Raw genomic sequence first — 22,908 nt, forward strand, 5'->3', positions numbered from 1 at the left:
AACCGTCCGTCGCGCCACCGTCATGTCCGCATACGTTCTTCCCGCTGCGAGCCGCCGGGTCGACGGTGGCTCCCCGTGCGGAAGATCGAGGTGCGTTCGTGCGTATCGGACTGCTTACGGAGGGTGGCTATCCGTATGTGAGCGGTGAGGCCAGGCTCTGGTGCGACCGGCTCGTACGCGGACTCGGGCAGCACGAGTTCGACATCTACGCCCTGAGCCGCAGCGAGGAGCAGGAGGACCAGGGCTGGATCCAGCTCCCCTCCCAGGTCAGCCGGGTACGCACCGCCCCGCTCTGGACGGCGGACGACGACGGCGTCGGGTACGGACGACGGGCGCGGCGGCGGTTCGCCGAGCACTACGGAGAACTGGCGGCGGCCGTGTGCGCGGGTGACGCACTCGGCGGCGCCGCGGAGGACGCTCCCGGACGGAGTCCCGGCGGGCCCGCCGGCGGCGAACGACGGGACGAGGAGGCCCCGGCCGGTGCGGCGGACCGTTTCGGCAGCGCGCTGTACGGGCTCGCCGAACTTGCCCGCGAACAGGGCGGTCTGGTCGGCGCACTCCGCTCCGAGACAGCCGTACGCGCCCTCGAAAGCGCCTGTCGCGCGCCCGGCGCGCTGCGTGCCGCACGCACCGCCCGCGTCCCCGACCTGCTCGCCGCCGCCGCCGAGGTGGAACGCGCGCTGCGGCCGCTCTCCCTGGACTGGTACGAGGACGACGGGCTCGGCTCGGTCGACCTGTGCCATGCCGCGTCCGGTGGCACCGCGGCCCTGCCGGGACTGCTCGCACGCCATTTCGCCGGGGTGCCGCTGCTCGTCACGGAGTACGGGGTGCACCTCCGGACGCACTACCTGGGCCTGCGCGAGGACCCGCGGGGACGGGCGGTGCACGCTCCGGCGCGGGCCCTGCGCGCGGCGTTCCACGGCAGACTCGCCGCGGAGGCGTACCGGCAGGCCGTGGTCATCACGCCCGGCAACGCGCACGCCCGGCGGTGGCAGGAGCGCTGCGGTGCCGACCGGGAGAGAATCCGCACCGTCTACCCCGGCATGGAGGCGTCCCGCTTCTCGGAGGTGGGCGAGAGCGCGGAATGCGCCGACCCGGACACCCTGGTGTGGGTCGGGCGCATCGAGCCCGCCAAGGACCTGACCTCGCTGCTGCACGCCTTCGCGCGGGTTCGCGGGGAGGAGCCGAAGGCGCGGCTGCGGATCGTCGGCGCGCCCGCGGGCGGACCGGAGGGTGCCGGTTACCTGGCGCACTGCAAGGCGCTGGCCGCGCGCCTTTTCCCTGGTGGGGCCGGTGGGGCCATCGGGGTCGCCGGGGCCTGTGGGGCCGCCCGGACCGCCGGCATGCACACCGTCGGGGGCAGTCCCGTGTCCTTCGAGGAGATCGGCGGACCGGAGGTGCCGACCCTCCCGGAGGCGTACGCGGCGGGAACCCTCGTCGTCCTGTCCAGCGCCGTCGAGGGCTTCCCGATCAGCCTCGTCGAAGCGATGTTCTCCGGACGTGCCACGGTGTCCACCGACGTCGGCGCGGTCGTCGAGGTCGTCGGCGGTACGGGACTCGTGGTCCCGCCGGGCGACCCACGGGCGCTCGCCGAGGCGTGCGTCTCCCTGCTGCGCGACCCGGGACGCCGGTCGCGTCTGGGTGCCGCAGCCCGAGCCCGGGCACTCGAACTGTTCACCGTCGAGCAGAACATCACGGCATTTCACAGCATTTACCTCGACATCGTCGCACGTTGCCCGGTCCGGCGGGATGTGGCCGACGCCTCGGGCGGGCCCTTGCCGTTCGCCATACCCGCCGAGGCACATGTGCCTCGGCGGTGGCCAGGGTCCGGGACACGACCGGTGGCGGGGAGGCCGGGACCGGCCTGGGCGGTGGAAGCCCCGGTGCCCGGCACAGCCGCATCCACCACATCCGCCGCACGCGCTGCTTCTGGCGCTTGCGATGCCCCGGGTGAGCCGGTGCCCGCCGGGGAGGGGGCGTGGTGAGCCGACGACGGATCGAGGAGGCAGGGGCAGGGGAGTCGGCCGGCTTCGGGGACCCACGGGACACGGGCGCCGAGGTGGGCGAGACGAAAGTGGTGGACGTCCAGCCGGGAGAGACAAGAGTGGTCGACGTCCAGCTGGGCGAGTCGAGGATCGCGGACGCCCATCCGCACCGGCAGGACCGGCGCGACCGGCGCGACCGGCAGGACGGACCGGCCGAGGACGACGCCGCGCGGATACGGCCGGAGTCGTCGACGACGGCGGACGTCCGGCTCGGATGGGACGCCGTGACGGTCACGGAGGACGCCGAGGGTGCTGCCGGAGGAGTCGAGGGCGCCACCGGGGGAGCCGCGGAGGAAGCTTCCGCCTCGCCTCCCGGCCGGCAAGGCCGCGCCTCCGCGGGCGAAACCGCCACCCCCGACCACCCGCCCCAGGTCCCGCCCGGTGCCGCCGACCCGGTGAAGGCCCTGATGCACCGCCACCGGGAACTGTGCGAACAAGCGGTGGACCCGCTGGAGATCGCGGCGGGTCTGGAGGCGCACGGGGTGACCGACCGGACCGCCCCACGCTTCCGGCACCGGGACGTCTTCTCGCTGGCCGACGAGATGTACGCACGCGTGCCCCGCGTCGGCGACACGGCACCGCCGCCCGGGACGCCCGACGCCCCCGGAGCCCGCGCCGGCTGGGCCGTACTCGCGCTGCTGCCGGGCGCCCTGTGCGCGGCGGCCGTGACCGCCCTGCGGTACACCGAAGGGCGAGCACGCCTCGCCGTGACCGTCGTCGGTGTGCTCGCCGTGGTCCTCGGTCTGCGGGCGGCCTTCAGCCGGGGCCCGCTGCACGTCGGGCGGGCGTGGTCGCCGGCGCCCGCCACCCGCGCGTGGAGCTACTGGCTCGTCGCCTACGCCCTGCTCGGCGACGGCCTGCTCACCGCGAGTGTCGGGGGCGGCCCCGACGGACCGCCCACCGGCAGCCCCGGCAGCTCCTGGCCGATCGCCCTCGCCTCCGTCGTGACCGTCACCGCGGCCTGCGCACCCGCGGCCTGGTGCGCGCACCTCTTCGCCGTACGCGCCCAGCGCCGGCTGGCCACCAGCGACGCCCTGGAGGACTTCGCCGCCTCGGTGCGGCCCCTGCTCCTCGGCGTCCTCGGGCTCTACCTCTGCGCCCTCGCCGGCCTGCTCACCCTGAGCGGCGCGGTACTGCACGAGTCCGCCGCGTACGCCGGAACCGGCGCCCTCGGCGCACTCCTCCTGCTCGCCCGGCTTCTCGCCGCGCACGGATTCACGCACGCCCCCGCCGTCGTCCTCGCGACCGCGGGCGCGGCCGAGGCGGTCGCGCTCCTGAGCGTCTTCGCGGGCCGCCCGCCCGGCTGCGAGCCGCTGGCCGTGCCCGTCACGGCCGTGGTCGACGTCTGGGGGGCGGAGGCGGTCCCGGCTCTCGTGTGCGGAACCGCCGCGCTCGTCCTGCTGATCCACGCCACCAGGACCCTCACCCGGGCCTCGGCGCACGCCGTACGCGGCGACGCGCCGTGAACCCCCACCGACCCTCGGCCGCCGTGCCGAGCGCACCCCTTCCCGCGGGGCCGACACCGCGGGCCTTCCGTACGACCCACGGCACCATCCTGAAGGAGAACGCCAGATGATCACCCTCCGCATCGGAGAGTCCGCCCCGGGAGCCGCCCGATGAGGGTGCTGCTGATCGGAGCCAACGGATACCTGGGCCGGTTCGTCGCCGACCGACTCCTCGCCGACCCGGCCGTGCAGCTCACCGCACTCGGCCGGGGCGACGACGCGGACGTACGGTTCGACCTCGCCAGCGGCAGCCCGGGAGCGCTCACCCGCTTCCTGGACGCGGTGCACCCCGGGGTCGTCGTCAACTGCGCGGGCACCACCCGCGGCGGAGCCCGCGAGCTCACCCGGCACAACACCGTCGCCGTGGCCACCGTCTGCGAGGCCCTGCGGCGCAGCGGCTGCGGGGCACGCCTCGTACAGATCGGCTGCGGCGCGGAGTACGGCCCCAGCCAGCCCGGATCCTCCACGGCCGAGGACGCCGTACCCCGCCCCGGCGGCCCCTACGGTGTCAGCAAGCTCGCCGCCACCGAGCTGGTCCTCGGATCCGGGCTGGACGCCGTCGTCCTGCGGGTGTTCTCGCCCGTCGGCCCCGGCACCCCGGCGGGCTCCCCGCTCGGGCGCCTCGCCGAAGCCATGCGCAGGGCCATACAGTCCGGCGAGGCCGAGTTCAAACTCGCCGGCCTGGGCGTCCAGCGCGACTTCATCGACGTACGCGACGTCGCCCGTGCCGTCCACGCCGCCTCCCTCTCCGCCGCACAGGGCGTCATCAACATCGGATCCGGTCGTGCCGTACGCCTGCGCGACACCGCCTCCGTCCTCGCGCGCGTCGCCGGTTACGGCGGAGCCCTCCACGAACTCGACGCACCTCCCGGCCCCGCGAGGCCGTCCATCGGCCACCCCCGCTCCGAAACAGAGCACACGGCCCCGGCCGCGTACCCCTATCCGGACGGCTGCGGCAGCTGGCAGCAGGCCGACGTGCGCACCGCACGCGACCGGCTCGGCTGGCGGCCCCGGATCAACCTCGAGGAATCCCTCGCCGACATCTGGATGGAGGCCGCGTGCCGTATCTGACCAGCGCCGCGGCGGGCACCGCGAGCACGGACCTGAGAATCGGTTTCGGTGTCCCCGGCTATGCGCACCCCCTGGTCGCCCCGGTCGAATGGAGCGAGCTCACCCGCCCGGGAACCCCCTTGCACTGGGTCGTCCTGAACGTCTGCGACGGCCCCGGCGTCCGTCCCGACCCCCACTGCCTGGAGGCCGCCGGGCGGCTGCGCAACGCGGGCATCCGTGTCCTGGGCCACCTGGACGTGGCGTACGGCGCACGCTCCTTCGGCGAGCTCGTCTCCGACGCGCACCGCCATCTCGACTGGTACCAGGTCGACGGTTTCCTCATGGACCGCTGTCCCACGGAGCGGACAGCGCTTCCGGGGATCCGGCGCGCGACCGGCACGCTGCGGGCACTGCTCGGCGACGGCCACCTCGTCCTCGGCCACGGCACCCACCCGTACCCCGGGTACGCCGAGACCGCCGACCAGTTGGTGACCTTCTCCGGGCCGTGGAGCGATTACCGCTGGTCGCAGGTGGCGGAGTGGACGGCCGAGCACCCGCCCGAGCGCTTCTGCCACTTCGTGCACGGCGTGCCGCGGGGCCATCTCGACGAGGCGCTGCGCATCGCCCGCTGGCAGGGTGCCTCGACGATCTACTTCACCGACCGCACGGACCGCGGGGGTTCGGCCGGCCCCTGGGAGAGCCTGCCCGGTTACTGGGACGAAATCGTCTCGCGTATCGGAACGGGTGTCTCGGAATGAAAAAGGGCGTGGCAGTGTTACGGGAAGAACAACCGTAGTGATCGACCGACCAACGGAGTCCCCGTGTCGCTGCCACCCCTGGTCGAGCCAGCTGCTGAGCTCACCGTAGACGAGGTCCGCAGGTACTCCCGCCACCTGATCATCCCCGACGTGGGCATGGACGGGCAGAAGCGGCTGAAGAACGCCAAGGTGCTCTGTGTCGGCGCCGGCGGCCTGGGCTCGCCGGCGCTGATGTACCTGGCCGCCGCCGGCGTGGGCACGCTCGGCATCGTGGAGTTCGACGAGGTCGACGAGTCGAACCTGCAGCGTCAGATCATCCACAGCCAGGCGGACATCGGCCGTTCCAAGGCCGCGTCGGCCCGGGACAGTGTCCTCGGCATCAACCCGTACGTGAACGTGGTCCTGCACGAAGAGCGGCTCGAGGCCGACAACGTGATGGACATCTTCAGCCAGTACGACCTGATCGTCGACGGCACGGACAACTTCGCGACCCGCTACCTGGTCAACGACGCGTGCGTGCTGCTCAACAAGCCGTACGTGTGGGGATCGATCTACCGCTTCGACGGCCAGGCCTCCGTGTTCTGGTCCGAGCACGGCCCCTGCTACCGCTGCCTCTACCCGGAGCCCCCGCCGCCGGGCATGGTCCCCTCCTGCGCCGAGGGCGGCGTCCTCGGTGTGCTGTGTGCGTCCATCGGCTCCATCCAGGTCAACGAGGCCATCAAGCTCCTGGCCGGCATCGGCGAACCGCTCGTCGGCCGTCTGATGATCTACGACGCCCTGGAGATGCAGTACCGCCAGGTCAAGGTCCGCAAGGACCCGAACTGCGCGGTCTGCGGCGAGAACCCCACCGTCACCGAGCTCATCGACTACGAGGCATTCTGCGGCGTCGTGTCCGAGGAGGCCCAGGAGGCGGCCGCCGGCTCGACGATCACTCCCAAGCAGCTCAAGGAGTGGATCGACGACGGCGAGAACATCGACATCATCGACGTCCGCGAGATCAACGAGTACGAGATCGTCTCGATTCCCGGCGCCAGGCTGATCCCGAAGAACGAGTTCCTCATGGGCACTGCCCTGGAGAACCTCCCGCAGGACAAGAAGATCGTGCTGCACTGCAAGACGGGTGTCCGCAGTGCGGAGGTCCTCGCGGTCCTCAAGTCGGCCGGATTCTCGGACGCCGTGCACGTGGGCGGCGGCGTGATCGGCTGGGTCAACCAGATCGAACCGGCGAAGCCCGTGTACTAGGCGCAGGCCCGGTGGAGAAGGGCTCGGCACCGCGTGTGCCGGGCCCCTCCTGCGTTCCGTACGGTCCTCCCCGGGCGCCGGGGCCGCTGTCGTGACTGCCGTCGTCGTGATCGCCGTCGGGGCGGCTACGAACCGCAGACCTTGCCGTCCTTCGGCACCGATCCGTCCAGCAGGTAGTCGTCCACCGTGCTGTCGACGCAGTCGCTCCCGTTCCCGTACGCCCCGTGCCCCTCGCCCTTCCAGGTGAGCTGCACACCGACGCCCTTGCCCAGCTCGTCCGCCATCTTGCGCGCACCCTCGTACGGAGTCGCCGGGTCGCCGGTGTTGCCCACCACCAGGACGGGATCCGCGCCGGGCGCGCTCACCTCCGGCGTCTCGTGCTGTCCGGCCACCGGCCACTCGTGGCACCAGCCGGCCGTGTCCCAGCCCATCGAATCCCCGAACACGGGGGAGATCCTCCGGAACTCGGAGAGCCGCTTCTTCGCCTCCGCGGGAGTCGGCCGCTCCTTGTCGTCCAAGCACGATATGACTCGTTGGGAATGGGTGGTCGTGCCGTAGCGGCCGGAGGCGTCACGGTCGTTGTAGCTGTCGGCCTGGGCGAGCAGCTCCGTACCGTCACCCTCCTCGGCGGCTTCGAGCGCGCCGGTGAGGGCGGGCCACGACGACTTGCTGTAGAGCGGGTAGATGATGCCCGTGAGGGCCAGCTGCTGGGTGAGGTCGCGGCCGTCGGAGGTCGGCAGCGGCTCGGAGTCGATCCGCTTCAGCAGGGCCGCGATCTTCCGCGTGCCTTCCTCGGGGTCCTGCCCGGTGGATTCGAGGTAGTCCTCCAGGGCGCGCTGGAAGCCCCTGGCCTGGTTCTCCGCGTGGCCCACCGTGCCGGCGCTCGGGTCGACGACCGCGTCCAGGACCAGCCGTCCCACCTTCTGCGGGAACAGGTGGGCGTACACACCGCCCAGCTCCGTGCCGTACGAGATGCCGAAGTAGTGCATCTCGCGGTCACCGAGGACATGCCGCATCAGATCCATGTCCCGGGCCGTGTCGGTCGTCGAGACGTGTCCGAGGAGCTTGCCCGCCGACTTCTGGCAGCCCTTGCCGAAGTCCGCGGCGTCCGCCAGGAAGGAGGCTTCCTCGGCGGAGGTGTCCGGGGTGGTGTCGACCGACTCGGCCGCCTGGATCTCCTTGTCGCTGCGGCAGCGCACGCCCTCACTGGCGGCAACGCCCCGCGGGTCCCAGCTGACCAGGTCGTACCGCTCCTGGAGCTTGGCGAACGTCGGCCCGTACGGCGGCAGGTAGTCGACGCCCGAGCCGCCGGGGCCGCCGAAGTTGAACAGCAGCGAGCCGATGCGGTCCTTCGGCGATCCGCTCGACCCGCCGCGGATCAGGGCCAGACCTATGGTCTCGCCCTTCGGCTCCGCCCAGTCCAACGGCGCCTTGAGCGTGGCGCACCGCCACTCCCCGCCCGGTGCGGGACCGGTCTCCGTGGCCTTGCAGGTCTTCCAGTCGAGCTTCTGCGAGGTGAGGGAGGCGGGCAGCCCCGGCATGGCGCCGGAAGGAGGAGCCGAAGCCGACGGCCCGTTCCCGTCCCCGTCCCGGCCACCGTCCCCGCTTCCGCCGTCGTCCCCCGCCGAGCCGCTGCAGCCGGCCACCAGCAGAGCGGCGGCGACCAGTGCCGTCCATCGTGCGATACGCGCCATGAACTTCCCCCCTCGCGTCGTCGTCCGCCGGATGTCGCGGATGACAGTCAGGCCATGGTAGGCAGATCCCCGCGAGAGCCACCGAGCCCTGTGGATAACTTTCTGACCTGCAGTTTCGTAACGATCGCCCGGCATCCTCGGGCCCTTTCGGGGCCAGACCGCACCGGCCCGGGGCAGACCGTGTCGATCGGGAGCAGACCTGCCGGTAGGGAGCAGACCTGCCGGTCGGGACGCAGGTCGTGCCGGTCAGGAGCAGACCGTGCCGGCCGACGGGACCCTGCCGTCCAGCAGATAGCCGTTCACCGCGTCGCGCACGCACTCGTTCCCGCTGTCGTAGGCACCGTGCCCCTGTCCCTTGTACGTCAGCTCGACACCGACCCCCTTGCCCAGCGATTCCACCATCCTCCGCGCGCCCTCGTACGGGGTGGCCGGGTCGCCGGTGTTGCCGACCACGAGGATCGGCGCCGCGCCGGGCGCGCTCACATCGGGACGGTCGGCGGCGCCCGCCACGGCCCAGTCGGTGCAGCCGACCATGCTCCACGCCAGGTAGTCGCCGAAGACGGAAGATGCCTTGCGGAACTCCGGGAGCTTCGCCCGCACGTCGGCGACGGTGTAGCGCGCCTTGTCGTCGGCGCAGTTGACGGAGGCGTTGGCGGCGCTGATGTTGCTGTACTCGCCGTTCCGGTCGCGCCCGTTCATCGAGTCGGACAGCAGCATCAGCACCGTGCCGTCACCCTCGTACGCCTGCTGGAGTCCTTCGGTGAGGTACTCCCAGAACTCCTGGGAGTACAGGGCCTGCGCGATGCCGCCGATGGCGGCGGTCTGGGTGAGCTCGCGGGGGAAGACACCCGGGATCGGCTTCGCGTCGAGATTCCTGAGCAGTTCGGAGATCCGGTCCTTCACGCCCTGCGCGCCGTCGCCGAGCGGGCACTCCTCGGGCTTCGAGGCGCAGTCCTCGGCGAAGTTGTCGAGCGCGAGCTGGAAGCCCTTCGCCTGTGCGAGGGACCCCTGCACGGGACTCCGCGTCGGGTCCACGACCGCGTCGAAGACGGCCCTGCCCACCTTCCGGGGGAACAGGTGGGCGTACACGCCGCCCAGTTCGGTGCCGTACGAGATGCCGAAGTAGTGCAGCCGGTCGTCGCCGAGGACCTGGCGCATCAGGTCCATGTCGCGGGCGGCGTCGGTGGTGCGCACGTGGGGGAGGATCCTCCCGGAGTTCTTCCCGCACGCCTTGTTGAACTTCTTCAGGCCGGCCAGCAGGGTCCGCTGCTCGGCGCCGTCGTCCGGGGTGGCGTCCTGCTGGAAGTACTCGTCGAGCTGTTCGTCGTCCTCGCACTTCACACCGGCGCTGCGGCCGACGCCGCGTGGGTCGAAGCTGACCAGGTCGTAGCGGGTGCGCAGCTGCTCGTAGTCCTGGCCGAACGCGGGGAGCGCGGTCACCCCCGATCCGCCGGGGCCGCCGAAGTTGAAGAGCAGCGAGCCGATGCGCCGGTCCTCGGCGCCGCTCGCCCGCGCGCGGATCAGCGCGAGGCCGATGGTGTCCCCCGCGGGCTCGTCCCAGTCGAGGGGCGCCTTCAGGGTCGCGCATCTCCAGGTGCCGCCGTCCGGCAGCGGTGACGGGGCGTCCCCGCCGCCCTCGGACCCCGACGGCTGCGGACACGCCTTCCAGTCGAGCTGCTGCGCCGACAGATCCCCGTCTCCGTCCCCGCCCCTGTCCTCGGAGCCGCCGCCGCAGCCGGCGAGGGCCGCCAGCAGCATCAGGGCAGCGGCGGACAGAGCGGTGGCACGCAGCGGGGAAGGGTTCGGCATACCCCCATCCTGGGGCCGCCCGCCGGGGACCGCCCGGGGCGCGAGCCGTGCGGGTGAGGACCCGCGACGCACCGCTCCTAGAGCGCGCCCTTGCGGGTCAGGTGGTTGAAGAACAGCCATCCCGGCAGCACGGGCAGCCACAGGGTGAGCAGGCGGTAGAGGAGCACGGCGGGCGCCGCGACCTCCTTGGGGAGGCCGACCGCGATCAGACCGACCGTCAGGGTGGCCTCGACGGCGCCCACGCCGCCCGGGGTGGGCGCCGCGGAACCGAGCGCGTTTCCGGCGAGGAAGACCACGGCCACACTGGCGATGCTGATCGCGGGCATGTCGTCGTTGCCGAACGCCCGGATCGACGCGTCCAGGCACATCACGAAGCAGGCCGTCAGCAGGAGCATGCCACCGATGCCGGTGATCAGTTTCTGCGGCCGCTGGAGGACGTCCAGCATGCGCGGGACGACCCCCGCGAAGAGCGACCGCACGCGCGTGGCGACGAACTTGCGCAGGAACGGCACCGAGGTCACCACGAGGGCGAGGACCGCGACGGTCAGCAGCCCCGCGATGACCGTCCGGGACGGCGACAGGGAGGGCGTCTTCTCGGTACCGGTCAGATAGCCGAACGACAGCAGCATCAGGATGTGGCAGCCGAGCCCGAACAGCTGCGACGCGCCGACACTGGCCACCGCGAGCCCCGGCCGTACCCCCGCGCGCTGGAGGAACCGCGTGTTGAGGGCGACACCGCCCACCGCCGCGGGCGCCACGATCTTCACGAAGGACCCGGCGACCTGCGCCGCCACGGTCCGCATGAACGGCACCCGCTCCGGTACGAAGCCCAGCAGGCTCATGGCCGCGGCGAAGTAGCTCAGCATCGAGAAGAGCACGGCCGCGGCGACCCAGCCCCACTGGGCGTTGTCGAAGAGCGTGCCGAACTCGATGTGCGTGAGCTGCGACAGCAGGAAGTACGCGCCGAACGCGCCCGCGATGAAGCTGATCAGCGTGCGCGGGCGGATGCGTTCCAGACGGGCCGGCTCGACCGGCGCCTGCGGTCTGATCAGCAGCACCTGGTGGCGGATCTGGGTGAGCAGATCCTCCTCACGGGCCTCGTCCAGCGCCTCGTCGATCGCCCGCTTCTCGGCCCGCTGCTCGGCGCGTACGGACTTCTTGTCGGGTTTCCCGGAAGCGGGTCCGGTGCCCCAGGGGACGTTCCCGTGCTCCTCGGCGCGGGCCAGTTTGTCCTGCCGGGAGGCCTCCAGGACCGCCTCGCGCTCGCGTTCCGCACGCTCCCGGGCCAGTTTGCGCAGCGTCGCGCGGTGGGAGCGCGTGAGCGCGATGGGCTGCAGCATCGGCAGGCAGTCGGCGACGGCGTCCGGACCGAGCACACCGACGGCCGAGGCCACCGCGCGCTCCGCGCCGACCCGCAGGCCGAGCGTGGTCACCAGCTGCGCGACGTCCATGCGCAGCACCAGCTCGCCGGCCGCGATCTCGCCGTTGCGCAGGTCCGTGAGGATCACCGTGCCGGAACGATCCACCAGGATCGCGTCACCCGCCAGCCTGCGGTGCGCGATGCGCCGCGACTGCAGCGCCTGCACCTGGTGCCAGGTGTCGCGCAGCAGGTCGTCGGTGATCTCCTCGTCCGGCAGCGAGTCGAGGGTGCGCCCGCCGCTGTGCTCGTAGACCAGCATCACGGCGTCCGGACCGAGCTCGGAGGTCGCGATCAGCTTGGGCGCGTTGGCCCCGGCCGCGATGGCCGCGTACGCGAGCAGCGCCTCCTGTTCCAGGGCCTGGCGCAGTGACTGGAGGCTGCGGCGCGTGGTGATGCCGCGCAGCGTCATCCGGCGCCACACGCGGTAGAAGAAGCCCTGTGCCTGCTGTTCGCGGTCCACCACCGTGACGTCCAGCGGGGCGCCGTCCTGGAGGGTCACGAAGTACCGGCGGCCGCGGTCGCCGTCCGGGGCCTCGGTGGTCTCGTCCCGGGCCGCGCTCACCGGGTGGAAACCGACGTGCCGCAGGCCCGCCATCAGGGTCCGGCCGGTGGGCCGTACGTTCGGTGAGCCGACCGCGTACAGCGTCCCGTACGCCACGCTCCAGCCGATCAGCACCGTGAGGACGATCGAGAAGGGGGTCGTGTAGCCGGTGACCAGCATGGAGAAGGCGTCGAGCAGCAGCACGACCCACAGGACCGCACGCCAGCGAGGCCGCCGCGACATGCCGACGGCCGTCATGTAGGCGATGACCGGCGCGAGATAGCCGTGCACCGGGTCGGTCAGGGCGTGGATGTCGCCGGGCGAGGGCTGGGTGAGCGCCTTCTGGATCGAGTCGGGGGCGCCCTTGGCGACCCACAGGTCGGTGGCGAGCGTCACTCCGTGGGCGAGGACCGCGGCCAGCACCCCGTCGGCGATCCGCAGCCCGTCCCGCTTGATCAGCCGTTCGATGGCGAAGGCGACCGGCACCAGGAGGATCGCGATGCTCGACGCGAGCCCGGCGATCTTGATCAGCAGGTCGGGTGCCTCGTCGGTGCCCTTGTTGATGTCCTGCGCCAGCCCCGAGGTCGTGCCGTGCGCGAACGCGGCGATCGACAGCAGTACGGCGATCGCGAGGACGCCCACCAGCAGGCGCATCAGGTCGGAGGGGCGGTGCACGCGCGCGGGGAGCAGGGGTTCGTCGCCCTCGACCTCTTCGGCCGGGACGTCGTCGGCGACGACGCCGGTCTCCTCGGCTCCGCTTTCCTTGCGCATGTCCTTCTTCCGGGACGTGTCCGGGTTCCCGGACGCCACGGACGCCTCCGGTGTTCGCGGAAGACTCTCGTCCGTATCGTCGCCCGAGTCCGGCCGCGACGAAACCTCAGAGGTGCCCTCCGCGTCTTCGGGGTACACACCCTGCTGTCTCATCGTCTCTTCTTGGTCTCGTATCACCGGTAACCGCCCGCACGATGGTGGCATGCCCCGCGGACACAGGGGGGCATCAGGGTGCGGTGCGGGGGCGCACAGTCTGCCCGAAGCGGTGTCGTGGGGCGAGGGACATGCACGGGCGCCGCCGCGTCACGTTGTCGGAGGGGTGGGGCAGGATGGACCGGATGAGCGAGCAGAGCCCCCCGGCGGACGTCTTGCCGGAGTACGCGGAGCGGGTCCTCGACGTCGCCGACCGGATTCCGCCCGGGCGCGTCATGACGTACGGCGACGTCGCGGAGTGGCTGGAGGACGGCGGCCCGCGACAGGTCGGCCGGGTGATGGCCCTCTACGGGGGTGCCGTCCCGTGGTGGCGGGTCGTCCGCGCGGACGGGGCGCTGCTCCCCGGCCACGAACTGGGGGCGCTGGACCACTACCGGGCGGAAGGCACGCCGCTCAAGGAGGCCAGCAGGGCCGCCGAGGGGCATCTGCCGCGTATCGACATGAGACGGGCCCGGTGGGACGGCGACGACCGTACGGGGGGTCACACGTGACAGCTCCCGGCACGGGAATGCCGGCAACAGGGGCAGGAACAGGACGGGGAACAGGAGCAGGAAGGGGGCAGATGGCCCGTACGGGTGAATGCGGGCACTCCCGTGACATGCCGTACGTTCGTGATGCGGGGGACGCCCGTGCGGGGAGGGAACACGGTGCCGGGAAGAAGCACAGGTCCGGGAGGGAACACAGGTCCGGGAGGGAACCCTGTGCCGGGAGGGAACACGGGGAAGCGCTGCTTCCACGGCGTTCACCGGCGTAGCGTCGACAGGCGTCCCGTTCACCCCGCGGTCACCGCCAGCCCCGCGCTGCCGTCCTACCACCCGTAGTCCCGACCTACCCCGTAGTCCCGACGCGATCCCCCGGCGACGGCGTTCCGCGCCGCCGGAGACAAGCCCGAGCACACCCACCAGGACCGGCGAACCACGTGAGCACCTCTTCCTCCACCAAGCGCCTGTCGTACCCCAGGGGTCGACAGGGAACCAGTGGCGCTTACCGGCTGGTCCGTACCCCGCCGGCCCGGACGGCTCCCCCCCGGTTGGACGCGGCACAGCGCGCGGCGGTTGACCACGAGAGCGGTCCGCTGCTCGTTCTCGCTGGCCCCGGCACCGGTAAGACGACCACGCTCGTGGAGTCCGTGGCGGCCCGGATCGCGCGCGGCGCGGACCCCGAGCGGGTCCTGGTCCTGACGTTCAGCCGCAAGGCCGCCGTGGAACTGCGTGACCGCATGGCGCTGCGCATGGGAGCGGCACGTGCGCCCCAGGCGACCACTTTCCACTCCTTCTGCTACGCCCTGGTCCGGGCGCACCAGGACAGCGACCTGTTCGTGGAACCGGTGCGGCTGCTCTCCGGTCCCGAACAGGACGTGGCGGTACGGGAACTGCTCGCGGGTCAGCCCGGCCTGGAGCGGCTCGGCCTCGCCCATGTGCGCTGGCCGGACGAGCTGCGCGCGTGCCTGACGACGCGCGGCTTCGCCGACGAGGTCCGCGCGGTCCTCGCCCGCAGCCGTGAACTGGGCCTCGGTCCCGACGCCCTGCGGACCTTCGCGAGGCGCATCGGCCGCCCCGACTGGCTCGCCGCCTCCGCCTTCCTCGCCGAGTACCTCGACGTGCTCGACATGCAGGGGGTGCTCGACTACGCGGAACTGGTGCACCGCGCGGTGCTGCTGGCCCGCCGCCCGGACGTGGCCGGACGGCTCGCCGAGCGGTACGACGCGGTCCTCGTCGACGAGTACCAGGACACGGACCCTGCGCAACTGCGGCTCCTGGACGCGCTCGCGGGCGGCGGCCGCACACTGGTGGCCTTCGGCGACCCCGACCAGTCGATCTACGCGTTCCGCGGTGCCGACGTGAACGGCATCCTGGACTTCCCGGAAGCCTTCCCGCGCGCGGACGGCACACCGGCGCCGGTCGAGGCCCTGAGGACGTCACGCAGGTCGGGCGCGGACCTGCTGGCGGCCACCCGGCTGCTGACCCGGCGCATGCCCCTGACCCGCCTCCCGGCGGAAAAGGTGCGTGCCCACCGGGAGCCGGCTCCCGTACGGGAGGGCGGCCGTGTGGAGGTCTACACGTACCCGACCCCCGGTACGGAGCTGGACAACATCGCGGACATCCTGCGCCGGGCCCATCTGGAGGACGGCGTTCCGTGGAACGAGATGGCCGTCCTGGTGCGCGCCGGGGCCCGCACCGTCCCGATGGTCCGGCGCGCTCTCACCGCGGCCGGTGTTCCCCTCGACATCGACGGCGACGACCTGCCCCTGCGTCACGAACCCGCGGTGGCGCCCCTGCTGACCGCGCTCAGGGCGGTGGCCGCGGCGGAGCTGGGGGAGACGGCACCGGATCCGGTGCCGCCGGGCGGGGAGCCGGAAAATCCCGAGGAGCCGGAAAATCCCGAGGAACCGGCGGAGCCCGAGGAGCCCGGAGCGGCCGTGTCCGGACCTGAGGGCGCCGGACCGCCCGAGTCCGAAGCCGAAGACCCCGGCGCGCCGGTCCTCGAAGCGGCGCCGCCCACGGCGGAGCCGGCTGTGGCGGAGCCGGTCATGGAGGAACCGGTCGTGGAAGAGCCGGTCGTGGAAGAGCCGCCCGTCCGGGAGAGGCCGTGGCTCGACGTCGAGACCGCGCTCACCCTCCTCACGTCCCCGCTCGCCGGTATGGACGCCGCCGATCTGCGCCGCCTGGGCCGGGCCCTGCGCGAGGAGGAGCGGGCCGGTGGCAACCACCTGCCGCCGCCCTCCGACGAGTTGCTGGCACGGGCACTGGCCGAACCGGAGCGACTGGTCGCCCACGACCCGTCGTACGCGCGCGGGGCACAGCGTCTGGGCGCCCTCCTGCGCAAGGCACGGGAGCGCCTTGCCGGGGGCGGCACCGCCGAGGAGGCGCTCTGGGAGTTGTGGGACGGCACTCCCTGGCCGCAGCGCCTGGAGCGGGCCGCCCGGCGCGGCGGCGCGGCCGGGCGCAACGCGGACCGCGATCTCGACGCCGTGTGCGCGCTGTTCGCGACGGCCGCCCGCGCCGAGGAGCGCGTCGGCGGCCGGGGCGCCCTCAACTTCCTGGAGGAGATCGAGGCCCAGGACATCGCCGCCGACACGCTCACCGGAAGGACCGTGCGCCCCGACGCCGTACGGCTGATGACCGCGCACCGCTCCAAGGGCCTGGAGTGGACCCTCGTCGTCGTCGCGGGCGTCCAGGAGGGCCTGTGGCCCGACCTGCGCCGCCGGGGTTCGCTCCTGGAGGCCGACCGCATCGGACGGGACGGCCTCGCGGAGCCGCTCACCCCCGGGGCGCTCCTCTCCGAGGAACGCCGTCTGTTCTACGTGGCCGCCACGCGCGCGCGTGAACGCCTCGTCGTCACCGCCGTGAAGGCCCCCGCCGACGACGGCGACCAGCCTTCCCGCTTCCTCACCGAACTCGGCGTCGAACCGAAGGACATAACGAGCCGCCCCCGCCGCCCCCTGTCCGTCGCGGCGCTCGTCGCCGAACTCCGGGCCACGACGGTCGACCCCCGGGTCTCGGACGCCCTCAGGGAGGCCGCGGCCCGCCGCCTCGGCACGCTCGCCGCGCTCGGCGACGAGGACGGCCGCCCCCTGGTGCCGTCCGCGCACCCCTACCGCTGGTGGGGCATGTACGAACCGACCGAGAGCAAGGTGCCGCTGCGCGACCGCGACCACCCCGTCGTGCTCTCCGGCAGCGCTCTCGACCAGCTCGCCAACACCTGCGCCCTGCAGTGGTTCCTGGGCCGCGAGGTGAAGGCCGACGCCCCGGCCACCGCCGCCCAGGGCTTCGGCAACGTGGTGCACGTCCTGGCCGACGAGGTCGCCTCCGGCCGCACACCCGCCGACCTCGCCGTCCTCATGGAGCGCCTGGACTCCGTGTGGGAGGCGCTCGCCTTCGACGCGCCCTGGAAGTCCTCGCAGGAGAAGGAGCACGCGCGCGTGGCGCTCGAACGCTTCCTGAAGTGGCACGTCATGGACCGCGCCGAACGGACTCCGGTCGCCAGCGAGCACGACTTCGACGTCACCCTCGAAGCCGGCTCCTACGAAGTCCGCATCCGCGGCTCCATGGACCGCGTCGAACGGGACGCCGAAGGCCGCGCCTACGTGGTCGACTTCAAGACCGGCAAACAGGCACCGAGCGCCGCCGAGGTGGCCCACCACCCGCAACTCGCCGTCTACCAGCTCGCGGTCCGCGAGGGCGCCGTCGACGAGGTCTTCGGCGGTGACCGCCCCGACCCGGGCGGCGCCGAACTCGTCCAGCTGCGCCAGGGCGCCCCCAGGAGGGACGGCGGCGAGACCCTGCCCAAGGTGCAGGCCCAGGAGCCGCTGGAAGGGGAATGGGTCGGCGACCTGCTCGCCACCGCCGCGGGCAAGGTCCTCGACGAACGGTTCACGCCGTCGACGGGCCAGCACTGCGCGCACTGCGCGTTCCGGGCCTCGTGCAGCGCCCGCCCGGAAGGACGCCACGTCGTCGAGTGACGGGCCGCGGCGGCTTCGGCGGCCGCCCGGCCCCCCACCGTGGTATGACCTGGAAGTCCGCCACCGCATGACACCGGGGACCCCACCGCCGCATGACACCGGGGACTCCACCGCCGTATGACCCGGAAGTCCGCCGCCGTACGAGAAGTGACATATGGCACCACACGTGCTGACCTGCGTGTCCTCCGTCCCGGCCGCCGAATCGGCGCCGGCTGTCAGTGGACGCGGCTAGCCTCTCTGACGTGCCAGCTCGTATCACCGACCCCGAGCAGCTCAAAGAGCTCCTCGGCATCCCCTTCACCCCGGAGCAGACTGCCTGCATCACCGCCCCGCCCGCCCCGCAGGTGATCGTGGCCGGAGCGGGTTCCGGCAAGACCACCGTGATGGCCGCGCGCGTGGTGTGGCTGGTCGGCACCGGACAGGTCGCGCCCGAACAGGTCCTCGGCCTGACCTTCACCAACAAGGCGGCGGGCGAACTCGCCGAGCGCGTACGCAAGGCCCTGGTCAAGGCCGGGGTCACCGACCCGGACGTGATCGACCCGGACCACCCCCCGGGCGAGCCGGTGATCTCCACCTACCACGCCTTCGCGGGCCGGCTGCTGACCGAGCACGGGCTGCGCATCGGGCTCGAACCCACCGCGCGCCTCCTCGCCGACGCCACGCGCTACCAGCTCGCCGCACGCGTCCTGCGCGAGGCACCGGGCCCCTATCCGGCGCTCACCCGCTCCTTTCCCGACCTGGTCAGCGACCTCCTGACGCTCGACTCCGAGCTCGCCGAACACCTCGTACGCCCGGAGGACCTGCGCGCGTACGACGCCGGGCTGCTGCGCGACCTGGACGGCGCCAAGCTCACCAACGCAGACCTGCGCAAGGTCCCGGAGGCGGCCGCGGCCCGGCGTGAACTGGCCGAGCTGGTGAGCCGCTACAGGACGGCCAAGCGTGAGCGCGACCTCCTCGACTTCGGCGACCAGATCGCCCTCTCGGCGACCCTCGCCCGCTCCCGCCCCGAGGTCGGCGGCATCCTGCGCGACGAGTTCCGGGTGGTCCTCCTCGACGAGTACCAGGACACGTCCGTGGCCCAGCGCATCCTGCTTGCCGGCCTTTTCGGCGGCGGCACGGGCCACCCGGTGACCGCCGTCGGGGACCCCTGCCAGGCCATCTACGGCTGGCGCGGCGCCTCCGTGGCCAACCTCGACGACTTCCCCGAGCACTTCGCGCACGCCGACGGCCGCCCCGCGACCCGCCAGTCGCTCAGCGAGAACCGTCGCAGCGGAGGCCGTCTCCTCGACCTCGCCAACGATCTCGCGCAGCCCCTGCGCGCCATGCACGCGGGCGTGGAGGCCCTGCGCCCGGCACCCGGCGCCGAGCGCGACGGCATCGTGCGCTGCGCCCTGCTGCGTACCCACGCCGAGGAGATGGACTGGCTCGCCGACTCCGTCGCCCACCTCGTCCGCACCGGGAAGGCACCCGGTGAGATCGCCGTCCTGTGCCGCACCGCGGCCGACTTCGCCGCGATCCAGGGCGCCCTCGTCGCCCGGGACGTCCCCGTCGAGGTCGTGGGTCTCTCCGGACTGCTGCACCTGCCCGAGGTCGCCGACCTGGTCGCCGTCTGCGAGGTCCTCCAGGACCCCGGTGCCAACGCCTCGCTGGTCCGCCTGCTCACCGGACCGCGCTGGCGTATCGGCGCCCGCGACCTCGCCCTCCTGGGCCGGCGGGCCCGGCTGCTCGTGTCCCACGCGCACGCACGGGCCGACGACGATCCCGACCGGCGGCTCGCCGCGGCCGTCGAGGGGGTCGACCCGGCCGAGGTGATCTCCCTCGCGGACGCCCTCGACACGTTCCTGGAGACACCGCTCGGCGGCGACGGGGACGACGACGGGCTGCCGTTCTCGGCGGACGCCCGCGTCCGGTTCGCGCGGCTCGCCACCGAACTGCGCGACCTGCGCCGCTCGCTCGCCGACCCCCTCATGGACGTCCTGCACCGGGTCCTGGCCACCACCGGCCTGGAGGTGGAGCTGTCCGCTTCCCCGCACGCCCTGGCCGCCCGCCGCCGTGAGACCCTCTCCAACTTCCTGGACGTCGCCGCCTCCTTCGCCGCCAACGAGGGCGAGGCCAGTCTCCTCGCCTTCCTCGGCTTCCTGCGCACCGCCGCCCAGTACGAGAAGGGCCTCGACAACGCGCTGCCGGGCGGCGAGAACACCGTCAAGGTGCTGACCGCGCACAAGTCCAAGGGCCTGGAGTGGGACGTCGTCGTGGTCCCGGGGCTGGTCACCGGCACCTTCCCCAGCGGTCAGGGCCGCGAGAAGTGGACCACCCAGGGGAAGGTCCTCCCGCACGGACTGCGCGGGGACGCCGACACCCTGCCCGACGTGGACGCCTGGGACTCCCGCGGCATGAAGGCATTCCACGAGGCCATGAAGGACCACCAGCACACCGAGGAACTGCGCCTCGGCTACGTCACGTTCACCCGGCCCCGGTCCTTGCTGCTCGGCTCCGGCCACTGGTGGGGCCCCTCGCAGAAGAAGCCCCGCGGCCCCTCCGACTTCCTGCACGCCCTGTACGCGCACTGCGAGGCCGGGCACGGCGAGATCGAGGTCTGGGTGGACGAGCCCGAGGAGGGGGAGGAGAACCCCGCGCTGCAGCCGGCGGCCGGCGACCACGCCTGGCCGCTCCCGCTCGACGACCTGGCGACGGCCCGCCGCCGCGAGGCCGCGCGGACGGTGCTTGCCCATCTGGAGTCCGTCCACGCCCACGGCCGTCCCCACGGCCACTCCCACGAAGCGGCGCACCCTTCGGCTCCGGACGACTCCGGCCCGTACGACGACTCCGGCCCGTACGACGACTCCGGCCCGTACGACGACTCCGGCCCGTACGGCGAACCGAGTCCGTACGGCGATCCGGGACCCTACGGCGATCCGGGCCCGTACGAAGACCCGGAGTGGCCGCCTCCGCCGGAGGAGGACGAGCCTCCCCACGAAGAGACCGGTCTCAGGGACGGCGCCCCGATCGGCGCGGTCCCGGACGGCGCGGTCCCGGACGCCTGGGACCCGTGGGCCCCGGACCGCCCGAGGATCCCGCGCCCCGCCCCGGCCCCCGACACCCGCCCGCACCCGGCGGGGAGCTCGCGGCCCACCCCTGAGGAAGCACGCACCATCGCCTCCTGGGACCGTGACCTGGACGCCCTCACCGGGGAGCTCCTGCGTGCCCGCGAGAGCGTCACGGACGTCCCCCTGCCGACCACCCTGACCGCGTCCCAGCTGCTGCGCCTGGCCGCGGACCCGGACGGTTTCGCCCAGGAACTGGCACGCCCCATGCCGCGCCCGCCCCAGCCCGCCGCCCGCCGCGGCACCCGCTTCCACGCCTGGGTCGAGGCCCGCTTCGAAGAGCTGACGCTCCCGATGCTGGACCCGGAGGACCTGCCGGGCAGCGAGGCCGAGATCGCCGACGAACGCGACCTGGAAGTCCTCAAGGCCGCCTTCGAACGCACGCCCTACGCACACCGCACGCCCTACCGGGTGGAGGCCCCCTTCCAGCTCTCCATCGCCGGCCGCGTCGTACGGGGCCGTATCGACGCCGTCTACAAGGAAGAGACCGACGGGGGAGGCAAGGAAGGCGGAGAAGGCGAAGAAGGCCGAGAAGGCGGAACGACGACGTACGAGATCGTCGACTGGAAGACCAGCCGCACCCGAACCGCCGACCCGCTCCAGCTCGCGCTCTACCGGCTCGCCTGGGCCGAGCAGCACGGCGTCCCCCTGGAATCCGTACGGGCGGCCTTCCTCTACGTACGCAGCGGAGAGGTCGTACGCCCCGGGAACCTGCCGGACCGGGCCGCGCTGGAACGCCTCCTCCTGGCGGAACCCGACGGGGTCCCCGGTGAACCGCCGGACCTCCATGCGCGCGTGGACGGCTAGGCTCGTGACCATGAGCAAGACTCCGGACAGCGCCGTCCGCGCGTACATCGAGCAGCACCGCGCAGCCTTCCTCGACGACCTCGCCGAATGGCTGCGCATCCCGTCCGTCTCGGCCCAGCCCGAACACGACGCGGACGTACGGCGCAGCGCCGACTGGCTCGCCGCGAAACTGCGGGAGACGGGCTTTCCGACCTGCGAGGTCTGGGCCACCCCCGGCGCACCCGCGGTCTTCGCCGAATGGCCCTCGGACGACCCGCGGGCACCCACGGTCCTCGTCTACGGCCACCACGACGTGCAGCCCGCCGCCCGTGAGGACGGCTGGGACACCGACCCCTTCGAACCCGTCGTCCGCGGGAACCGCCTCCACGCGCGCGGGGCCGCCGACGACAAGGGCCAGGTGTTCTTCCACACACTCGGCGTCCGCGCCCACCTCGCCGCCACGGGCCGCACCGTCCCGGCCGTCCACCTGAAGCTGCTCGTCGAGGGCGAGGAGGAGTCCGGCTCCCCGCACTTCCGCGCCCTCGTGGAGGCGCACGGGGACCGGCTGGCGGCCGACGCCGTGATCGTCTCCGACACCGGTATGTGGTCCGAGGACACCCCCACGGTGTGCACCGGCATGCGCGGCCTCGCCGAATGCGAGATCCGGCTGTACGGCCCCGACCAGGACATCCACTCCGGCTCGTTCGGCGGCGCCGTGCCCAACCCGGCCACCGAGGCCGCCCGGCTCGTCGCCGCCCTGCACGACGAGCACGCGCGCGTGGCAGTGCCCGGCTTCTACGAAGGCGTCACCGAACTCACCGACCGCGAGCGCGAACTCTTCGCCGAACTGCCCTTCGACGAGGAGCAGTGGCTGCGCACCGCCCGGTCCACGGCGACCCACGGCGAGAGCGGCCACACCACCCTGGAACGGATCTGGGCCCGCCCGACCGCCGAGGTCAACGGGATCGGCGGCGGCTACCAGGGACCCGGCAGCAAGACGGTGGTCCCGGCCTCGGCCATGGTCAAGCTGTCCTTCCGGCTGGTCGCCGGACAGGACCCCGATCACATCGAGAAGGCCGTCCGCGCCTGGACCGCCGAGCGGCTGCCCGCGGGGATCCGCCATGAGATCACCTTCGGCGCCGCCACGCGCCCGTGCCTGACACCGCTCGACCACCCGGCCCTGCAGTCCGTCGTACGCGCCATGGGCCGCGCCTTCGAGCAGGAGATCCGCTTCACCCGCGAAGGCGGCTCGGGGCCCGCCGCGGACCTCCAGGACGTCCTCGGCGCCCCGGTGCTGTTCCTGGGCGTCTCGGTCCCGTCCGACGGCTGGCACGCCCCGAACGAGAAGGTCGAGCTGGACCTCCTCCTCAAAGGCGTCGAGACCACCGCCTACCTGTGGGGAGACCTGGCCCGGAGCTGGCGGGACGCACACTGAGGAAGCACCGCCGCGCAGTTCCCGCCGCACACGTCCCCACCGCACACGTCCTGCCGTACACCGGCTGAACAGC

General features: G+C 72.8%; 12 protein-coding genes. 9 read left to right on the forward strand and 3 right to left on the reverse strand.

The annotated features are described in order from the left end of the window. Window positions 1-98 precede the first annotated feature (98 nt). The 5 genes from KM933_RS01425 to moeZ all read left to right on the forward strand — a co-directional run bounded on the left by KM933_RS01425 (window position 99) and on the right by moeZ (window position 6,600). Window positions 99-1,985 (forward strand): DUF3492 domain-containing protein, encoded by a 1,887-nt coding sequence (locus tag KM933_RS01425; protein WP_221347909.1) that lies wholly within the window; start codon window positions 99-101, stop codon window positions 1,983-1,985. Between the two features lie 284 nt (window positions 1,986-2,269). Beyond that, on the forward strand, window positions 2,270-3,511 hold the full coding sequence (locus KM933_RS01430) for a hypothetical protein (protein ID WP_430727266.1): 1,242 nt from the start codon (window positions 2,270-2,272) through the stop codon (window positions 3,509-3,511). 150 nt (window positions 3,512-3,661) lie between these two features. Then, window positions 3,662-4,621 (forward strand): NAD-dependent epimerase/dehydratase family protein, encoded by a 960-nt coding sequence (locus KM933_RS01435; protein ID WP_221347910.1) that lies wholly within the window; start codon window positions 3,662-3,664, stop codon window positions 4,619-4,621. Next, window positions 4,609-5,358, forward strand: a complete 750-nt coding sequence (locus KM933_RS01440; RefSeq protein ID WP_221347911.1) for a spherulation-specific family 4 protein — start codon at window positions 4,609-4,611, stop codon at window positions 5,356-5,358. Before KM933_RS01435 ends, KM933_RS01440 begins: the two co-directional genes overlap by 13 nt. A 63-nt stretch (window positions 5,359-5,421) precedes the next feature. Continuing rightward, window positions 5,422-6,600, forward strand: a complete 1,179-nt coding sequence (gene moeZ / locus KM933_RS01445; protein WP_221347912.1) for an adenylyltransferase/sulfurtransferase MoeZ — start codon at window positions 5,422-5,424, stop codon at window positions 6,598-6,600. A gap of 125 nt (window positions 6,601-6,725) precedes the next feature. Here the strand turns inward: moeZ and KM933_RS01450 are convergent, their stop codons facing one another. The 3 genes from KM933_RS01450 to KM933_RS01460 all read right to left on the reverse strand — a co-directional run bounded on the left by KM933_RS01450 (window position 6,726) and on the right by KM933_RS01460 (window position 13,012). Next, a complete protein-coding gene (locus tag KM933_RS01450; protein ID WP_221347913.1) occupies window positions 6,726-8,294 on the reverse strand; it encodes an alpha/beta hydrolase in 1,569 nt (522 codons plus the stop codon). Window positions 8,295-8,540: 246 nt separating this feature from the next. After that, window positions 8,541-10,103 (reverse strand): alpha/beta hydrolase, encoded by a 1,563-nt coding sequence (locus KM933_RS01455; protein WP_221347914.1) that lies wholly within the window; start codon window positions 10,101-10,103, stop codon window positions 8,541-8,543. Between the two features lie 77 nt (window positions 10,104-10,180). Further along, window positions 10,181-13,012, reverse strand: a complete 2,832-nt coding sequence (locus KM933_RS01460) for a lysylphosphatidylglycerol synthase transmembrane domain-containing protein (protein ID WP_430727263.1) — start codon at window positions 13,010-13,012, stop codon at window positions 10,181-10,183. Between the two features lie 161 nt (window positions 13,013-13,173). On the opposite strand from KM933_RS01460, the gene KM933_RS01465 reads away from it, so the two are divergent. The 4 genes from KM933_RS01465 to KM933_RS01480 all read left to right on the forward strand — a co-directional run bounded on the left by KM933_RS01465 (window position 13,174) and on the right by KM933_RS01480 (window position 22,835). After that, window positions 13,174-13,539, forward strand: coding sequence for an MGMT family protein (locus KM933_RS01465; RefSeq protein WP_308013207.1), 366 nt, complete (start codon window positions 13,174-13,176; stop codon window positions 13,537-13,539). A gap of 428 nt (window positions 13,540-13,967) precedes the next feature. Continuing rightward, a complete protein-coding gene (locus KM933_RS01470; protein ID WP_221347917.1) occupies window positions 13,968-17,510 on the forward strand; it encodes an ATP-dependent helicase in 3,543 nt (1,180 codons plus the stop codon). 242 nt (window positions 17,511-17,752) lie between these two features. Further along, window positions 17,753-21,421, forward strand: coding sequence for an ATP-dependent helicase (locus tag KM933_RS01475; protein ID WP_221347918.1), 3,669 nt, complete (start codon window positions 17,753-17,755; stop codon window positions 21,419-21,421). Between the two features lie 10 nt (window positions 21,422-21,431). After that, a complete protein-coding gene (locus KM933_RS01480; RefSeq protein WP_221347919.1) occupies window positions 21,432-22,835 on the forward strand; it encodes a dipeptidase in 1,404 nt (467 codons plus the stop codon). Window positions 22,836-22,908: the final 73 nt, after the last annotated feature.

It is taken from the genome of Streptomyces beigongshangae (assembly GCF_019710745.1).
Taxonomy (GTDB): domain Bacteria; phylum Actinomycetota; class Actinomycetes; order Streptomycetales; family Streptomycetaceae; genus Streptomyces; species Streptomyces beigongshangae.

Excerpts from the sequence above, each read along its gene's own strand:
- KM933_RS01450 (WP_221347913.1), bottom strand. The coding sequence starts at position 8,294 with ATGGCGCGTATCGCACGATGGACGGCACTGGTCGCCGCCGCTCTGCTG.
- KM933_RS01480 (WP_221347919.1), top strand. The coding sequence starts at position 21,432 with ATGAGCAAGACTCCGGACAGCGCCGTCCGCGCGTACATCGAGCAGCAC.
- KM933_RS01435 (WP_221347910.1), top strand. The coding sequence starts at position 3,662 with ATGAGGGTGCTGCTGATCGGAGCCAACGGATACCTGGGCCGGTTCGTC.
- KM933_RS01455 (WP_221347914.1), bottom strand. The coding sequence starts at position 10,103 with ATGCCGAACCCTTCCCCGCTGCGTGCCACCGCTCTGTCCGCCGCTGCC.
- KM933_RS01465 (WP_308013207.1), top strand. The coding sequence starts at position 13,174 with ATGAGCGAGCAGAGCCCCCCGGCGGACGTCTTGCCGGAGTACGCGGAG.